A 17093-nucleotide genomic window follows, 5' to 3' on the forward strand; every position below is an offset into this window, starting at 1 on the left:
GCGCACCCGACTATCAGCAAACCGGCCAGAAGAATGAAGGCCGGCAACAACGAAGGGAACAGAAGATGAAACGAAGCAGATTTGTTGCAGCCGTGCTTATGGCCGGTCTTTCGCTCAGCGCGTCGGCCGTTGTCGCAAAGGACTGGACCAAGGTGCGGGTTGGCATCGAGGGCGCCTTCCCGCCGTGGAACGCGCTTGATTCCAAAGGTGAGCTTGCGGGTTTCGATGTCGATCTCATCAAGGATCTCTGCACGCGCGCGAAGGTGGAATGCGAGCTCATGACCGGCGAGTGGACGAGTCTCATCCCCAGCCTCAATGCCGGCAAATTCGACCTGATCATGACGCTCGGGATCAACGAGAAGCGCAAGCAGGTCGTCGATTTCACCGTCCCCTATGCGAGCGGCGTCGCGACCTTCCTGGTCGCCAAGGACGGCCCGGTGCCGGAGCTGCCGATGACCGGTGAAAGACTCAATCTCAACGACAACGAAAAGGCCGATCCCGTCATGAAGACGATCGGCGAAACCCTCTCTGGCAAGTCGGTCGGTGTGGTGCAGGCCACGAGCCAGGAGCAGCTCATCAAGGCTTACTTCGGAGACACCGTCACGGTGCGCACCTACAAGACCTCCGGCGAACGCGATCTCGATCTGAAGGCCGGCCGGATTGACGCTGGCTTCGACAGCGGCGTCTACGGAACGTCGATTCTCGCCAAGCCCGGCAACGAAGATCTCGCCATGACCGGGCCGCTAGTCAAGGGAGCGATGCTGGCGACTGAGGTCGCCATGGGCATGCGCAAGGGCGAGACGGAGCTGAAGGAGAAGTTCGATGCCGCCATCAAATCGGCTGCGAATGATGGGGTCATTCGATCGCTTTCCGAGAAATGGAGCAAGCTCAACCTGACCCCGTCTTTCTAACAGAGAAGAGGCGGGCGGGCGCACCTTAAGAGCCCGCCGGCCCCGCAAAGCGGATTGCCAGTCATGAACAGCCACGTAATCAGCGGGCGCTCCGGCAGAGGAACAACCTCCCCATGAACAGCCCCGGTTTCCTCGACATCGTCAGCTTTGGGCCTGACGGCTGGGGCCATGTGCTCGCCGCAGGCGCGTGGATGACGATCCTCATTGCGCTCGCAGGTATTGCGATCGGCAGCGTCATCGGCACCTTCGGCGCCTGGGCAAAGATTTCCGGCGGTCCGGTTCCCCGCGCGATTGCCGAAGCCTATACGACCATCCTGCGCGGGATACCCGACCTGCTCGTCATCTATCTTTTCTATTTCGGCGGCAGCGCCGTTGTGACGGCTGTCGGGCAGTTCTTCGGAGCCGAAGGCTTCGTCAGTTTCCCGGGCTTCGTCGCCGGCGCGCTCGCCGTCGGCGTGACGTCGGGCGCGCAGCAGACCGAAGTCTTCCGCGGCGCGTTTCGCGCGGTTCATCCCGGCGAGCTCGAGGCGGCGACTGCCTGTGGTATGGGGCGGGTGCTCCGATTCCGCCGCATCACCGCGCCGCTGACGCTGCGCCACGCGCTGCCGGGGCTGGGCAATGTCTGGCAGGTGGTGCTGAAGGAATCCGCGCTCGTTTCGGTTACCGGCGTGGTCGAACTGTTGCGGCAGGCGCAGATTGGCGCCGGGTCGACCAGCCTGCCCTTCGATTTCTATTTCGTTGCCGCGATGATCTATCTCGCGATCTCGACCGTTTCGGGCGCGTTCCTGAATGCCTCGGAGCACTGGTTCTCACGCGGCGTCAGGAGGGGCTGATGGATATCGCCTTTGCCTCCGAAACCCTGATGAGCCTTCTTTCGGCACTGCCGCTGACGCTCGAGCTGGCGGTGACGGCAATCGCGCTCGGTTCGGTGGTAGCTCTTGCTCTTGCGCTTGCCCGCCTCTCGGGCATCCTCGTATTGGACTGGTTTGCACGCGCTTATGTATTCGTCTTTCGCGGAACGCCGCTGCTCGTCCAGATATTCCTGATCTATTACGGGCTCAGCCAATTCGCAGCCGTCAGGCACAGCATCTTCTGGCCGATATTGCGCGAGCCCTATTGGTGCGCAGTGCTGGCGCTGATGCTGAATACGGCGGCCTATGCCAGCGAGATCATCCGTGGCGGCCTGCTGTCGGTGCCGCACGGCCAGGTCGAAGCGGCGCGCGCCTGCGGCATGCCGCGCTTCATGATCTTCCGCCGCATCGTCATGCCGCTCGCAATCCGCCAGGCACTGCCCGGCTACGGCAATGAGATGATCTCGATGGTCAAGGCGACGTCGCTTGCGTCGATCATCACTCTGATGGAGATCACCGGCGTCGCCGCGCGGATCATTTCGGAGAGCTACCGGGTGATCGAGGTCTTCGTCGTTGCCGGGGCGATCTATCTCGCCATCAATTTCCTTTTGACCAGGCTCATCGCCTTCATCGAGTACCGGCTGACTCCGCATCAGCGCCAGCCGCTGGCGATCCACGGCGAACTGAAGGGAGAAGCACATTGAACATTCCCGCCAAATCCACGTCACCCGTCGCCATCGGCCTCCGGGATCTCCACAAGAGGTTCGGGCCGCTCGAGGTGCTGAAAGGCATATCGCTCGACGCCAGTGAGGGCGAGGTTATCTCCATCCTGGGTTCGTCGGGCTCCGGAAAATCGACGCTGCTGCGCTGCATCAACATGCTCGAAGTCCCGGATTCTGGCACGATTGCAGTCGCCGGCGAGACGATCCGCCTCAGGACCGCGAGCAGCGGCAAGAGCCGACCGGCCGATCAGAGGCAGGTCGACCGCATCCGCTCCGAACTCGGCATGGTGTTCCAGAGCTTCAATCTGTGGTCTCACAAGACTGTGCTGGAAAACGTCATCGAGGCGCCCATCCACGTCCTGAAGCGGCCGCGGAGCGAGGCGATCGAGGAGGCGGAGGCGCTGCTAGGCAAGGTCGGCATCGCCGACAAGCGCAATCATTATCCTGCCCATCTTTCCGGCGGCCAGCAGCAGCGCGCTGCGATCGCCCGTGCGCTCGCGATGCGGCCAAAGGCGATGCTTTTCGACGAGCCGACCTCGGCGCTCGACCCGGAACTCGTCGGCGAGGTCCTGCGCGTCATGCGCGGGCTTGCTGAGGAGGGCAGGACGATGCTGGTCGTCACCCACGAGATGGGATTTGCCCGCGACGTCTCGAGCCGCGTCATCTTCCTGCACAAGGGCGCGATCGAGGAGGAAGGCGCTCCGCACGAGGTCTTCACCAACTCCAAATCCGAGCGTTTTCGGCAGTTCATCAGCAAGTGAGGCGTCCTCGTCAACGGGCACGCGCCGCAAAAGGCCCACTCAACCACCACAGCAAGGGGAATAGCAGAATGAAGAAATCAACCGCGACCATAGCGGCGGCAGTTGCCGTCGCCGTCGGCCTCCTGGCCGCGAGCGCGCAAGCGGAAGGGAAGAAGTGGTCGAAGATCACGATCGCCACGGAAGGCGCTTTTCCGCCCTATAACCTGACAAAGCCGGACGGAACGCTGGACGGCTACGAGATCGAGCTCAGCAAATACCTCTGCGCGCACATGAAGGTCGAATGCACCATCGTCCCGCAGGCCTTCGACGGCATGATCCCGGCGCTGAACGCCGGCAAGTTCGACGCCATCATGGCCGGCATGTCGGCGACGGAGAAGCGCAAGGAAGTCATCGACTTCTCGATGTCCTACGGCAGCACGGGTCAAGCTTTCGCGACGCTGGAGGGCAGCGATCTCGAAACGCTGCCGATGAAGGGCGAGCTCTTCTCACTCGCCTCCAACGAGGCGGGTGCACGCAAGGCCGCCGAGGAATTAAAGCCCCTCATCGAAGGCAAAACGGTTGGGGTCCAGAGCGCTTCGATCGCGGCGCGGTTCATCGATGAATATCTGAAGGATGCGGTTGAGGTGCGCGAGTACAAGACGACCGAGCAGCATGACCTCGACCTTATCGCCGGTCGCGTCGATTTTGTCATGGCCTCGATGGGCTATCTGAAGACGGCCGTCGAAAAGCCCGCGAACAGCAGCATGGTGATTACCGGTCCGCGCTTCCAGGGCGGCTTCCTCGGCGCCGGCAGCTCCGTGGGCCTGCGCAAGAGCGACACCGAGCTCAAGGCGATGTTCGACGATGCGATCGCCGCCGCAAAGGCGGATGGCACCATCAAGCGCCTTTCGGAAAAGTGGTTCGGCTTCGATCTGACGCCGCAATAAGACTTCCTCAAGTATCAGCCGCAAGGGGAGCGCCGCTGTTCTTTGGAATAAGCGGCGTCTCCGTCATGCCCAAAGTCAGAGCACGGGGCCGAACAGCCTACCGGCCACAAAATTCAATTTTCAAGATGCGCCTCGTTCAGCTCGGCGAGGTCGTCGGCGTACTGATCCATGTTCTTGCCGTGCCATGGCTGATCGGATCGGCCGTTGCCGCGTCGATCAGGGGCGATGACCCGGTAACCCCGCATGCCGAAATAAAGAAGCTGGGCGTCGCAGGCGTCGAGCGGCGGCTATGGGTCGATCTTTCCGGGTCGCATCCTTCGTGAAGGGGTGATTGAGCGGCCGTGCTATGCGCAGACGCCGGACAGCCGCTATGTGGACAAACCAGGAGCCGGCGAGAAACGCACTGACGATGGCGGTGGGCTCGCTCCTGGCCAGAGCCCGCTCTGATGCCATCAGCGCAGATTTCTAATTCTGGAGGCTTGCAATGGCTTCGGCAATTCGCTGGGGTGCCTTGGGACGAGCATACATCCGCTCAAAGTATGCTTTGAGATTCGGAAAGTCGTCAATCAGCCCGTTTTCATTGCCCCAGTCCAGGACATAGGCGGTGACGCAATCGGCGATGGTTATGTTGTCGCCGACGATGAACGCACGCCCGTCCATGCGCTGTTCAAGCACCGCTGCCATCGCCACGAATTCTTCCCTGGCGAGGGCAATGTCTTCCGGCAGACGCTTGTCTTCGGGATACAAAAATGTGTGCTTGGCTATCCGCCAAAGGGGCTGTTCGAGTTCGGTAACCGCAAACAGAGACCATCGATATGTCTGGGCCCGCTCCTTTAGGTCGGCGGGCATCAGTCCTTTGGCGCCGTACTTCTCCGCCAAGTACATGACGATCGCGGCAGATTCCGTGAGCACAAAGTCACCGTCAACCAGCACCGGAAGTTTGCCGGCAGGATTGAGGCGAAGGAAGTCGGGGTGACGGGTTTCGCCGGCCAGAATGTTGACGGCCACAAACTCGAATTCCGCATCAAGCTCCTGAAGGGCCCAAAGTGCGCGAAGCGAGCGCGTCGGCCCCAATCCGTACAGTGTCATCATCTTAGTTACCTCCTGCCTCGACTTCCATCATCGCTTTCTAGACTAAGGACGTCGGACGAAACACCGAGCCGACAAAAGTTCGCGAAAAACTCGGGCGAGGTGCTCTCTCGCCGTTGAGCTACACACCCGCCCAGGGTGTCGGCGTGGACCGCCGTGACCGAGGTTTATTCGCATACGCCTGGCGGAATTCAGCCGGGCACCATCCGTTCGAATTTCTGCAACGAGGGATCAATCGGGTCCCATACATGGCCGCGGATGCTGTATGTGAGCGCTTGCGGGTTGAATTGGCTTGGGTCGTCGAGGCTGGTCGCGTGGACCGGTATCAAATCCGGCATTGCCGCGAATGTCAGGTAGACCGGTGTTCCGCATGTAGGGCAGAAGGCATGAATCTTGTCATTCCCGCTATCCGCGGCCACGCTCCATAGCGACGCTTTGCCGGTAATTCTCACGTCGGCTCGCTGCGGGAATGTCAGATAAGACCCATGCCCGGTTCCACTTCGTTTCTGGCAATCTCTGCATTGGCAGTGGTTCTCGAAGATGGGTTCACTGCTCGTATCATAACGGATCGCGCCGCAGGCGCAGCCGCCTTTGTAGGTCTTCCCGCTCATTGGGGCACTCCTGTTTTCCTGATGTGTCGGTGCGCGACTTAGAGGCCCAGTCCCTGACCGGTTTCGAGGAAGGACTTCATACTGGACAGCACGTGCGGCCAGCCCTTGCTGATCCCGTTCAGCATGCCGCTGCCGGGCTGCAGTTCGTCATGCGCGACGGTCAGCTTGACCATCTCCCCCTGCGGTTCGATGTCGAAGGTGACACGGCTGTATTGGTCAGGGTCGTCCTTTTGGCTCTCGTTCGCCCAACTGATGACGAGCCGCTTCGGCGGGTCGCTTTCGATGACTTCGCCCACCAGATCGACCGTGCGTGCCTCATCGGTGCGGATATGCTGCCATTTGGAGCCGGGCCGCCAGTCCTTCGAGACGTTCTCGTGGCCCCAGTAGCGGCGGGCCATTTCCGGCCGCGTAATCGCTTCGAACACCTTTTCGGGCGTCGTGCGGATATAGGTGACGTAGACGAAGCTGGCTGATTTTTCGGTCATGTCTGTTTCCTTTCAAGTTCCTGCTTGAGGTCGTGGAGTAGGTTCAGGCGTTCTTCCTCGAACTTCCGGATCCACCGCGCGTAGACTTCGTAGAGTGGAACCGGGTTGATGAAGTGCAGCTTCTCGCGCCCGCGGCGCACCGTGCTGATGAGATTGGCCTGTTCCAGGAGGCCAAGATGCTGGGTCACGGACTGGCGTTTCATGTCCATCGTCTCGCAGAGCTGTCCGAGCGTCTGACCGTTCCTCTCGCAAAGACGGTCGAGCAGCATCCTGCGGCTGGCATCGGCCAGGGCCTTGAACACCTTGTCGTCGTCCATCGATGCCTCCGTGCGGGACAAGAGTCATACATGCAGGCATTTGCCTGCATGTCAACATGTGCAGGCAAATACCTGCATAATCGCAGCGAGGCTTATTTCGGACGAAACTTCGGAGTGGCCTTGGAATTTGTCATTCAGGTGCATTGCAATAAGAAGACACGGATATGGTTTCAAATGTACTGGTCCAGACCCGGATTGAGGCCGACGTCAAAGAGCGCGCCACGGCGGTTCTAGAAGACATGGACATGATGATCTCAGATGCCGGTCGGATCTTATTAACCCAGACAGCGAACGAAGGCGCACTTCCGCTGGAACTTGTCAGTCATAGCGAGGCTTACGATGCCTGGTTCCGCGCCAAGGTGCTGCAGGCGCTCGAGGACACCCGACCGGACCTCGATGATGCTGACGCCGATGCGCACTTTCGCGAGCGTCAGGCGGCCGCCCGGCCGTGGCGGGTGACCGATGAGGCTTGATTGGGTGCGATACTCCCTTTGCTTTGAATGCCCGGAGCGGGATAACCTTGGCGAAGCCAAGCGGGACTGGCGAGACCGGGGTTGATCTGCGCTAAGCTCAGCCAACGCAAAGACGTCTACGGCCGCGTTACTTATGAGTTGGCGCTTGTTATCCGGAAGAAGATTCTATACTATCAATCTTCAAGTTTTATCACCTGTAAACTTTACTATTATCGGAAGGAGACGTTCTCGTGTTGTTGAACCGTGTTTCCGTACTCCTTTCGGTGTTTCTGACGGCGTGCGTGCCGTCCTGGCGGTCTTCGACACCTCCGCTCCCCCAATCCAATAGCTGTCAAAACACGCCTCCCACTGCCGCCGAATCTGCGGCGTGGCGTCGCGCCCAAAGGTTGAATACACGCGAATCCTACAGGGCTTTCCTCAACAGGTATCCTCGCAGTTGCTACGGAGCTTCTGCCGTAAGCCGATTGAAGACGACGGTCCAAAAAAAACCTGTCGTCGTACGCAAGTTGCCAGTTCGATATCGGCGGACCCTGTCCGGACAAACGGCGTACTAGCATTTCAGCGATCGGTGCCCTTCACCGTATTGCTTCAATGACAGCAATGCTGAGCGGCAATGGGGAGCGTATGATTGTCTCAGGAATTCAAATCGTTCTCCGGATCGGCTGATGCACTTTGACGTTGTCCATGCGGCCGATCCACGATTTCACGGCGGCACATCGAGCGCACTGAGAGCCGAGCTGAAGGCGGCGAGGCGTTGGGACCTGAACTGCGGACTGCTGCCTTTCCTTGGGCACCAGGAATCTCCAGGAGGCGTCTTCGACAGCCGTACGGCAGCGGCAATCGAGCAATCAAACACCGCTTGGCTGACTGGATCGGAACAGGCGACCTGCGACATTCTTCTGGCGCACCATCCTGCCGTGTTCGAGCGGATGCCGCTTTCGCCGGTGCGCTTAAAGCCTCGTCGCGTCGTATGTGTTGTTCATCATCCCCTGTTCAACGGTCAACACGTTCAGCAATACGATCCCGCAGTGGTCGAGCGTGTTCTGGATCGCCTTTTCGGTGTTCCTGTTGTGTTTGCTCCTGTCGGTCCGAAGGTCAGGTCTCAGTTCGGAGGTCTTGGTCCTAGCGGGCCCACGCTTCTTCGGCACGATCTGTGGAACATGGTCGACCCCGCAGAATGGACGCAAAACCAGAGAAACGCTCCAACCAACGCCGTTAATCTGGGGCGACACACGAGAGCGGACCCGATGAAATGGCCCGATTGCGCGGACGACCTCCGCGCAGCCTATCCGGAGAGGGCTGGTTTCAATATCAAAATCCTGGGCGGTGTTCCCGATACGGTCCAGCAGTGGATCGGCTCGAACTGGGAAATCCGTGCCTTTGCGGAAAGAAGCGTACCCGACTTTCTCAGTCGCCTGGACTTTTACGTCTATTTCCACAGCAAGCATTGGGTGGAGGCGTTCGGACTGTGCGCGGCGGAAGCAATGGCCAGCGGTCTGGTAACGGTGCTCGATCCCTCATTCAAAGATCTCTTCGAAGATGGCGCCGCCTACTGCGATATTGCCGAAACGGCGGACGTCATCGAACGTTTCATTGCTTCGCCTCACGCTTATGTCCAGCAATCAAACGCGGCGCGAGAACTTGTCCGGAGAAAGTTTGCGATCGACCAATACCCGGGACGCATGGCTCGCCTCTACGATGATCTGGAACTGCCTGCGGCCTCGGCCCTGAAAAACAGCCGAACGACGGTCAGTGGTTTTTCGAATGGAAGCGATGCTGAAGACAGCTTGGTGCGATTCCCGCCGAGACGTATGGGCGAAAGGCGCCGGATACTTTTCGTCGCCACGAACGGTATAGGACTGGGACACATCACTCGCCTGATGGCCATCGCCGAGCGCATGTCCGATGACGTCGATCCCATTTTCCTTACGAGATCAGCGGGAGCCGCCCTGGTTTTTGCGCGAGGCCACGCCGTGGACTATATTCCTTGCGGTCTGGCCATGGGCGTCACGGACCAGAGCTGGAACAGGGCGTATGCGCAAGAGCTGCTGAGCGCGGTGGAAGCCTTTGATGTTTCGGCCGTGGTGTTTGATGGGAACAAGCCCTTTCCGGGACTGATTGCAGTTGCTCAAAGTCGGCGTGATCTGGCCTGGATCTGGATACGCCGTGCCCTGTGGCGTGTCGATCATGCGTTCAATCCGGATGCCCAGGACGCATTCGACATGGTGATAGAGCCGGGCGAATTCGCTCATGACGAGGACCATGGGCCGACACGCGATTTGCCCGGCGCGGTTGCCGTCTCGCCCTTGCTCCTCCTGGACCCGGGCTCGGGCTTCCCCCGGAGCGAGGCCGCCGCCAAGCTGGGCGTCGATCCAAACCGCTTCACTGTTGCAATACAATTGGGCTCGCAGCGCAATTTCGACTTTGCGACGCTGCCCGAACTCATTTTCGCCGGGCTGGGAAGGCGGGGGGTGCAAACGGTCCAGATCCTCAATCCGCTTGCCAAGCCCTCCAAAGAGGATAGGTGGAGGGTTCCAAGCAGGAGCCTTTATCCTCTCGCTGAGTGTTTCTCGGCGATCGATCTCCTGGTGACCAACGCCGGCTATAACAGCTTCCATGAAAGCGTCTTTGGGGGAATCCCCTCGATCTTTGTGCCCAATGAAGCGCCGGAAATGGACGACCAGCATCTTCGCGCCGTCTATGCCCAGTCGGCGGGTTTGGGCCTGTGCTTGCGGCACTCCGAATTGAATAGAGTGGAGGCAACCCTCGACCTGGCGCTGTCTGAATCCTTCCAGGCCGAGGTTCGCCGGCGATCAGGGCGGTTGGGCTTCGTCAATGGCGCAGTCGATGCCGCAAAGGCGATCGAGCAGCTCGTCTTCAGTATTCGGGCCGACCGACATTTGCATGCCGCGATTGCTCGCACGTGAGCTGCTGTGCGATGTCGGCGCCGATCTGTGCGGCAAGAAATTCATCGATGCTCAGCGACAGCGCAATTTCCTGGGAGACGTCCCATTTTGCCATGATCAGCGACCAGCGCCGGCGAACATATCTGCCGTAGCTTACCTTAGGGACCGACGGCAGGTGCCGGCGCGTTGGAAGGAATTCCAAAGGAGCCGAACGTGCGGCCATCAGGTCCAGGCGCAGTTCGGACAGGACAACAACTGGAAGTTCGCCATCGGTCCGGCAAGCCTGCACAGCAGTATCAAGAATCTCGGCAAGATTGGCGGGCATTGTGCCCAGCACCGAGATCAGGGTTCTGGGTTTTGCCTGGAGGGTGGCGTCGTTTAAGACGTAATTCAGGCTCGTCTCTTCCGCGGCCAAATCGATGGCGCCCATGTCTCCCTTGGGCGTGACAAGCGAAAGGTGCCATGGCGCTCCGTCGACAATCCCGCGCACTGCCACCCCCTCGGTGTTTTTGCAAACCTAAGTCACAATCTCAGAGCCCGTTTTGCTGAACAAACAGCTCGACCTCGCCTTCGACCGCTTTTCGTGCGGTGGCATCAAGTTTCTCGCCAACCGAGGTCAGTGTCTGTTCCGCCTTATCGACCTTGAAACGGGCCGCCAGCAATGCATTGAAATAGGCCCGCCGCAAGTCCGGCTTTCCACGGGCAAAGGAACCTTGGGCGTAACCTTTCGAAAGTTCAAGATAGGCGTCTTCAAACCCGCGGCGCGCTGACAATTCGAACAGAGCAAGCGCGCGACTCGTGTCGCGCGACACCTCGCCATCGCCCTTCAGGAGCAGGCGAGCGGCGTAAAACGGTGCATACTGGTTGCCCATCTCCGTCGCTCGGAGCATCAGATCCAGTCCTCGTTTGACGTCTTTTTGGACACCCAAGCCGCTGACATAGGCACGGCCGAGATTGTTGATCGCATCGATCTGCCCAGCATCGGCCGCGGCGGCATAAAGCTTTGCCGCCTCGACATCATCCTTCTTCACACCTGTGCCGCGGCGGAAGCTGTCGCCCAACGCATTAATTGCATTCGACCAGCCGCTTGATGCCGCGAGTTTGTACCAGAGAATCCCTTCCTCGGGGATTTTCGGTACGCCTTGGCCGCGTATGTAAGCCGATCCGACATTCGTCCTAGCTCTAAGATTTCCCAGCGACGCCGCCTTCATGTATAAATCAAAGGCACGCTTGTAATCGACCTCGCGCCCCATCCCGACACGCGCCATATATCCGAGATTAACGAGTGCGGCGCTGTATTGCTGCTCGCCGGCGAGCTCATAGAAGTGTTCTGCCCAGTCATAGCGCCGGGCTATTTCCAGCACTCGGCCAAATTGGTATTGCAGCCGCGGATTTGTGGGATCTCCAGCAAGCGCGAAGCCACAGGCTCGCAGCCCATCGCGAACATTCACGAGCCCGTTCGTAACACCAGGTACAACACGTTGTGGGTCGTTTGGGTCGGCTGCGTAGAGGTCGCAGTCCGTTACCAGAGTTTTCATTCCGCTTCCTGTAGCTGGCATTTCGCGCGGCCAAATACGAAAAGTTTCGCTTACGGCGCGCTCGCCGGCCTGCTGAAAGACAAACTCCGCCCCGGCGGCTGCAGTATCGGCGCCGGCGGGTGGTTCAGTGGAAATAGATGTGGCGGCAAGTGCGCCGGTGACAAAGAGCCCACGCTGGTTCAGCGCGGCAATCTGGAGCTTGCTGCGCTTGAGTGCTTCCTCCGCAAGCTGGCTTTTTGGAAACGCCTTGACGAAGCGTTCGAAGTCCGTCGGGTCCGGGCTGTCCTGAATGAAGTACCAGAGCACCTGATCGATCGTTAGCGCCTCATTGGCAGCCGTGACCTCCGATGGCGCTTTACTGAGATCATTCGCCCGGAATACGAATTTGGTTTCGATCGAGCCAGTGATCCAAGGTATCTGGGATCCGTTGGTGGCGAGGCGCACGTCTCCACGGACGGTTCTGAACGTGTCATAGATGTCGAGTCCCGGCTGCTGAAGCGCATTGGCCAGCGCCGACGAATAAGGGCTGTTCACGCCTGTGCCGTCGTAAGCTACCTCGCCGGCGCCAGTGGCAAAGGCTATGAGAACCTGACCTGCGCCGGCCTCGATATTCGCCAAGCCCTCCTCCAGTCCCTTTTTGGCCGTGAGGGGATTATTGCGGCAGGCGTCGAGGATAACCAATTTGACGCCAACCGGATCGTCCTTGACGATGTCAATGAGAGAATTGAGGGCGATGGCATCATCAATGACCTCCTTCGCCGATCCCGTTCGTACATCGACGGGTAGCAGCAGGTTTCGCCCGTCATGCTGTAGCGCGTGCCCCGCATAGTAGAGAATAGACATCTCGGCGCCGAGAAGATGCGTGCGGATCGCATTCTCGAGATCGTCAACAGCTGCCTTCTTGACGTCGTAGAAAAGCAGGACATCGAACCCAAGCTCCGTCAGCGTCGCTGCAATCAGCTTGGAGTCGTTTTTTGGATTTGCCAGAGGCGCAAATTTGTACTCGCCGTTCCCGACCACGATAGCCGCTCGCCGTTCCGCGTAGGCCATCGACGAGAACGCTGCCAAAAACAGCGCCACCAGCGGGATCAGGAAAGTCCATTTCAGCCGAAAGGAAGAAATTTTCTGTACCATTGGCCCGGTAAGCCCAGTTGCTGCTTCGTTCAATTGATTGTCGCGAATATGCATGGCCATAGTAGTGCAATTGTTGCAGTTTCGCAGCCGGGAAAAACAGGGTGCTTTCCAATGTTCCAGGTTGTTCGGGTGCATTTCTGGCCGGATCTCAGCTCGCGACAACGTGAGATAGCGAGGTTTCACGCTCTGGATCTGCGCCAAGCAGGTCCAAGCCAAAAGAAAAAATTCATAACTCGCCGTCAGTTGGCGGGAAAATTTCGAGTTCGATACTCAACCGGGGGAGTATAGAACGGTGCAAGACATGCGTCTTTCGAGGCGGCTGGTCTTTATGGTAGGTTGATCATCGAGGACTGCCGGCGTCACGAGACAGGGGGCACTCTCCGCATGGCCGAAGATCGCAAGACAATCGTCCGGACGCCGCTTGACCCCGCGACGCTGACCTTCACTCATCTTATCGGCCATGACGAAATCAGCCGCTGTTTCGCCTTCACCGTCGGATTTATCAGCCCCGACGAGAACGTCGACGCGCTGAAACTCCTTGGAAAACCGGTTTCGGTCGAGGGGGAGTCCGGGGATCCCAAACGCTGGTTCAGTGGGCTGGTGACGGATTTTCGCCTGATCCGCATACAGGAAGGCTTCGCTTATTACGAAGCGGAGGTGCGGCCGTGGCTTTGGCTGCTGGGAAATACAACCGATTGTCGCATTTTCCAGAACATGAGTGTTCCGGAAATCGCCGAGGAGATATTCTCGAAGTACAAGCCGGCGAAATTCGAAAAGCGGTTGCAGGGTTCCTACGAGGCGCGGGAATACTGCGTTCAGTATGACGAAACCGACCTGGACTTCGTGCAACGCCTGCTCGAGCATGAAGGCATCATGTATTTCTTCGAGTATGGCGAAGGCGAACACACCCTTATTCTTGCCGACGCCATGAACAAGCTGAAGCCTGCGCCCGGTTATGCGACGGTCAAGTTCCGCGCGGAAGGCGAACCGACGCGACGGGACCAGGAATATATCACCGAATGGGTGGCGACAGCCTCCGTCCACCCGGGTAGCTATGCTCACACGGACTACGATTTCACCAAGCCCGCCGCCGATCTGATGGCGCAATCGGCGCAGCCCTTCAGTCATTCGGAATCCCGGGGAGAGTACTACCGTCATCCCGGCGCACACCTCACCGTCGGTCGCGGCGATTCCGTTGCCGTCGTGAGGCGCGAGGAAATCCAGGCCGCGCACAAGCGGATCGCAGCCGCCGGCACCGTGCGCGGGCTCGCTTCGGGTTGCACGTTCAAATTGGAAGACTTCCCGCGCAAGGATCAAAACGCCGAATATCTCGTGCTTCGCGCCGACTACCGCCTTTTTGATCCCGGCTACCGGCCCGCCGCCTATGCGGAAGAGGAGACCTTCCGCGCGAGCCTGAAGGTTGCGCCCACATCGCTGGCTTACCGGCCGCCGCGCATCACGCCTCGGCCAATCATGCGTGGCCCGCAGACAGCGACCGTCGTCGGCCCGAAGGGTGAGGAGATCTTCACGGACAAATACGCGCGGGTAAAGGTGCAGTTCCACTGGGACCGTCTCGGCAAGAAAGACCAGAATAGCTCCTGTTTCGTGCGGGTCTCCCAGACCTGGGCAGGTGCGGGCTGGGGGTTCATCCAGATCCCACGCATTGGCCAGGAGGTTATCATCGACTTCCTCGAGGGGGACCCCGACCGGCCGATCATCACCGGCAGGGTCTATAACGGCAAGGAAATGCCTCCTTATGAGCTGCCGGGCAATGCAACGCAATCGGGGCTGAAAACGAATTCCTCGCCCGGCGGCGGAGGCTGGAACGAGCTGCGCTTTGAAGACAAGGCCGGATCGGAGGAGGTCTACTTCCAGGCCCAGAAGGACCACAACCTCTTGATCAAGAACGACCGCAGCAAGCTTGTCCAGCACGACCAGTCGGACCGCATCGACAACAATGCCAAGCATTCTGTTGGCGTGAACCTCGACGAGGATGTCGGCAACAACAAGACGACGAAGGTCGGCGTCGACCGAACAGTCAATATCGGCTCCAACGATACCGAGACGGTCGGGCTCAACCGCTCGCTCAGCGTCGGAGTTGATGAAACGATCAGCATCGGCTCGAATTCCACCGAGACGATCGGCTCCAACCACACCCAGACAGTTGGCGTCGTCCAGACGGTAACCGTGGGCGCGTCCCGCGTCGACTCGGTCGGGGCGACGGAAACCAGATCGGTCGGGGCGGCACAGATGAACACCATCGGCGCGACGCGGTCGGTGAGCGTGGGCAGCAGCCAAAGCCATGACATCGGTACCTCCGACAGCTGGGACATCGGCAGCGACCAGAGCGTGCAGATCGGCGGCGGACAGACGAGCGAGATCGGCAAGGGCCGCAGCGCTAAAGTTGGCAATGACGATTCGACGGAGATCGGAGGTGCCCGAGCGCTGAAGATCGCCAAGGGCAGCGCCGTCGAGGTGGGGGAGGATGGGCTGATAAAGATAGGAAAGGACCTACTTATCGATGCCGGCGATTCCGTTGTCATCAAGTGCGGCTCGGCGGCCATTGCAATGAAGAAAGACGGCACCATTTCGATCGAAGGTAAGGATATTACTGTGAACGCCAAGGGCAAGTTCAACGGCAAGGCTTCGGGCGAGGTCGTTTGGAAGGGTAGCAAGATCAACCATAACTGAGGGCATCCCATGTCGGATACACGGGAACGCATTGAAGGAGTAGTGATCGGCATCTTCTTGGGCTTTGAGGCAGGCGTGCCGCTCGTGGTCTTTCCCGGCAATCCTTGCGAAACCGCACTGCCTGCGCGCACCCTGGCCGACCTTTCATCAGCGACGGTCGGTGCCGAGGTCGCGCTGCTCTTCGAAGATGGAAAAGCGACAAGGCCACTGATCGTTGGCCGGATCGTGGACCCGGCGCGCAAAACTTCGACAATCAATGTCGTTCGGGATGGGGAGCACGTGCGGATTATTGGCGAAGAGCGCATCGAACTTCGTTGCGGCAAGGCGACGATCATCATGGAAAAGGACGGTCACATCACCATCCGCGGCACCTATGTGACCAGCCACGCCAGTGCTGCAAACCGCATCCGCGGCGGATCGGTGAACCTTAACTGATGCCGCCCGCACCTGTTCTTCGCGAGATTGTCCGCCAACATGCCGAGATGGCCGCATTCTTGTGGACGGTCTACGACTACCACCTGCTTCATCCGGAAGAGAATCCCGACATGGATGAGGTTCGGCTGGCGCGTCTGGTCGAGCGACTTGAGGCACACCTTGACGGCCTCCGCGTGGCGGGAGAGGCGGGCCGCGAGATCGCCCAAGCACTCTACAACGAGTACCCAGAGCCGGGTGAGCTTTTTGTCCTGCGCATGATTTGCGAAGGCGCGGAGGGTCTGCGCGTCGCCAACCTCGATTTGCCCAAGGTCCGCGCCTATCTGACCGCAAGACTCCGCTGACGCTGCTCTCGTCCGAATAACGGGCACCGAATTCTCGTCACATCGATGGCATCTCAGGTATACCGGGCACCGAACCATCCGGCTCCGTCGAAGCGGGCCGCGAGGTTCCCACCGGCAGCGGCGAGATAAGTTTCGTTCGCGCCTAGCCGGTAGACGACGATGTTGTCCTTGATTGACCTGACACTTACCCCGTCGAAGACCAGCACGCCGTCCCCACCGCCGGCAATATGTATTTCACCGCGGAACAATGCCATCTTGTAGAAGTCGCGCCCTGGCTGGGAAACGTCGGTCCACACGGCACCCGCTCCACGGAACAGCGCCCCACCCTGACCGCTGACGAGTACGTCAGCGGTCGAGAGCGGCAGCAGGCCGACCAACACAACGTTGGTGGGAAGCGCGATCTGGGTCCAGGCACTTCCGTCGTAATGCCAGAACAGCGAGTCTTCACCGCAGACATAGAGGTCGGTGGGCGTGCTGCCGCGGATGCACAGGATCGTACCGCCAAGTGGCGGGCTGATCGCCGTCCAGCCGCTGCCATCCCACCGGTATACGATGCCGTCATCTCCGCCAGTATAGGCGAGCGCCTCGGTAAAGCCCCAGACGGTGTTGAGTGCTCGTTCCGAGACCCGGATCGCAGTCCAGGCTTCAGCGCGGAACAGGTGCACCTGGCCGTCGGCGTCACAGACGAAGAGTGGAGACGAGGGTGCGCGCCAGATGTCGGTGAACCAGACCGGCTGTTCGTAGAGTGCCGTGCGAACATTCTGCGCGCTGGCCACGTCCGATTCGGAAGAGACATATGAATAAAAGCTCTCGCCGTCGTAATAGACGACGACTGTATAGAGCACGCCGCCGGCGTCTGGCTCGGCGCCGTTGCAAGTAACGGTGTAGTCGGCCATTGCTGT

At 59.6% G+C, this 17093-nt stretch carries 17 protein-coding genes and 1 pseudogene; 10 read left to right on the forward strand and 8 right to left on the reverse strand.

Features of this window, described 5'->3' with window-relative positions; genetic code table 11:
• Nucleotides 1–65: 65 nt before the first annotated feature.
• From J2Z31_RS06225 to J2Z31_RS06245, 5 genes are all read left to right on the forward strand, one after another.
• Entirely contained in the window at nucleotides 66–911 is an 846-nt protein-coding gene (locus J2Z31_RS06225; protein ID WP_209600976.1) for a transporter substrate-binding domain-containing protein, read from the forward strand.
• A 113-nt stretch (nucleotides 912–1024) separates the two neighbouring features.
• Complete coding sequence (locus J2Z31_RS06230; RefSeq protein WP_209600977.1) at nucleotides 1025–1744, forward strand: ABC transporter permease; 720 nt, start codon at nucleotides 1025–1027, stop codon at nucleotides 1742–1744.
• Nucleotides 1744–2466, forward strand: coding sequence for an ABC transporter permease (locus tag J2Z31_RS06235; RefSeq protein ID WP_209600978.1), 723 nt, complete (start codon nucleotides 1744–1746; stop codon nucleotides 2464–2466). Before J2Z31_RS06230 ends, J2Z31_RS06235 begins: the two co-directional genes overlap by 1 nt.
• Complete coding sequence (locus J2Z31_RS06240; protein ID WP_234939269.1) at nucleotides 2463–3245, forward strand: ABC transporter ATP-binding protein; 783 nt, start codon at nucleotides 2463–2465, stop codon at nucleotides 3243–3245. The genes J2Z31_RS06235 and J2Z31_RS06240 overlap by 4 nt, the downstream gene beginning before the upstream one ends.
• 68 nt (nucleotides 3246–3313) lie before the next feature.
• On the forward strand, nucleotides 3314–4171 hold the full coding sequence (locus J2Z31_RS06245; protein WP_209600979.1) for a transporter substrate-binding domain-containing protein: 858 nt from the start codon (nucleotides 3314–3316) through the stop codon (nucleotides 4169–4171).
• A 131-nt stretch (nucleotides 4172–4302) separates the two neighbouring features.
• Here J2Z31_RS06245 and J2Z31_RS29145 read toward each other — a convergent pair.
• The 5 genes and pseudogenes from J2Z31_RS29145 to J2Z31_RS06270 form a co-directional block, all read right to left on the reverse strand.
• Nucleotides 4303–4449 (reverse strand): annotated as a pseudogene (locus J2Z31_RS29145) (alpha/beta fold hydrolase); the annotation flags it as partial.
• Nucleotides 4450–4636: 187 nt separating this feature from the next.
• A complete protein-coding gene (locus tag J2Z31_RS06255; RefSeq protein WP_209600981.1) occupies nucleotides 4637–5263 on the reverse strand; it encodes a glutathione S-transferase family protein in 627 nt (208 codons plus the stop codon).
• Between the two features lie 188 nt (nucleotides 5264–5451).
• On the reverse strand, nucleotides 5452–5871 hold the full coding sequence (locus tag J2Z31_RS06260) for a GFA family protein (RefSeq protein ID WP_209600982.1): 420 nt from the start codon (nucleotides 5869–5871) through the stop codon (nucleotides 5452–5454).
• Between the two features lie 38 nt (nucleotides 5872–5909).
• On the reverse strand, nucleotides 5910–6356 hold the full coding sequence (locus J2Z31_RS06265) for an SRPBCC family protein (protein ID WP_209600983.1): 447 nt from the start codon (nucleotides 6354–6356) through the stop codon (nucleotides 5910–5912).
• Complete coding sequence (locus J2Z31_RS06270; protein WP_209600984.1) at nucleotides 6353–6673, reverse strand: ArsR/SmtB family transcription factor; 321 nt, start codon at nucleotides 6671–6673, stop codon at nucleotides 6353–6355. The genes J2Z31_RS06265 and J2Z31_RS06270 overlap by 4 nt, the downstream gene beginning before the upstream one ends.
• 164 nt (nucleotides 6674–6837) lie before the next feature.
• Here J2Z31_RS06270 and J2Z31_RS06275 point away from each other — a divergent pair, with 164 nt between their 5' ends.
• Both J2Z31_RS06275 and J2Z31_RS06280 read left to right on the forward strand, forming a co-directional pair.
• Nucleotides 6838–7146 (forward strand): type II toxin-antitoxin system RelB/DinJ family antitoxin, encoded by a 309-nt coding sequence (locus J2Z31_RS06275; protein WP_209600985.1) that lies wholly within the window; start codon nucleotides 6838–6840, stop codon nucleotides 7144–7146.
• 917 nt (nucleotides 7147–8063) lie between these two features.
• On the forward strand, nucleotides 8064–10073 hold the full coding sequence (locus J2Z31_RS06280; protein ID WP_328243206.1) for a glycosyltransferase: 2010 nt from the start codon (nucleotides 8064–8066) through the stop codon (nucleotides 10071–10073).
• Here J2Z31_RS06280 and J2Z31_RS06285 read toward each other — a convergent pair.
• Together J2Z31_RS06285 and J2Z31_RS06290 are read right to left on the reverse strand one after the other, a co-directional pair.
• Entirely contained in the window at nucleotides 10024–10542 is a 519-nt protein-coding gene (locus J2Z31_RS06285; RefSeq protein WP_209600987.1) for a hypothetical protein, read from the reverse strand. The two genes, J2Z31_RS06280 and J2Z31_RS06285, sit on opposite strands and share 50 nt — an antisense overlap.
• A gap of 40 nt (nucleotides 10543–10582) precedes the next feature.
• A complete protein-coding gene (locus tag J2Z31_RS06290) occupies nucleotides 10583–12784 on the reverse strand; it encodes a caspase family protein (protein ID WP_408022011.1) in 2202 nt (733 codons plus the stop codon).
• Between the two features lie 324 nt (nucleotides 12785–13108).
• Between J2Z31_RS06290 and J2Z31_RS06295 the strand changes: the two genes are divergently transcribed.
• The 3 genes from J2Z31_RS06295 to J2Z31_RS06305 are packed head-to-tail and all read left to right on the forward strand — an operon-like array spanning nucleotide 13109 to nucleotide 16191.
• A complete protein-coding gene (locus tag J2Z31_RS06295; RefSeq protein ID WP_209600988.1) occupies nucleotides 13109–15415 on the forward strand; it encodes a type VI secretion system Vgr family protein in 2307 nt (768 codons plus the stop codon).
• A gap of 9 nt (nucleotides 15416–15424) precedes the next feature.
• On the forward strand, nucleotides 15425–15850 hold the full coding sequence (locus J2Z31_RS06300; protein ID WP_209600989.1) for a DUF6484 domain-containing protein: 426 nt from the start codon (nucleotides 15425–15427) through the stop codon (nucleotides 15848–15850).
• Complete coding sequence (locus tag J2Z31_RS06305; RefSeq protein ID WP_209600990.1) at nucleotides 15850–16191, forward strand: hypothetical protein; 342 nt, start codon at nucleotides 15850–15852, stop codon at nucleotides 16189–16191. The genes J2Z31_RS06300 and J2Z31_RS06305 overlap by 1 nt, the downstream gene beginning before the upstream one ends.
• A gap of 53 nt (nucleotides 16192–16244) precedes the next feature.
• Here J2Z31_RS06305 and J2Z31_RS06310 read toward each other — a convergent pair whose 3' ends face one another.
• The gene (locus tag J2Z31_RS06310) at nucleotides 16245–17087 is read right to left on the reverse strand and encodes a beta propeller repeat protein (protein ID WP_209600991.1); all 843 of its coding nucleotides are present in this window, start codon (nucleotides 17085–17087) and stop codon (nucleotides 16245–16247) included.
• Between the last annotated feature and the right edge of the window lie 6 nt (nucleotides 17088–17093).

The organism is Sinorhizobium kostiense (assembly GCF_017874595.1).
Lineage (GTDB): Bacteria > Pseudomonadota > Alphaproteobacteria > Rhizobiales > Rhizobiaceae > Sinorhizobium > Sinorhizobium kostiense.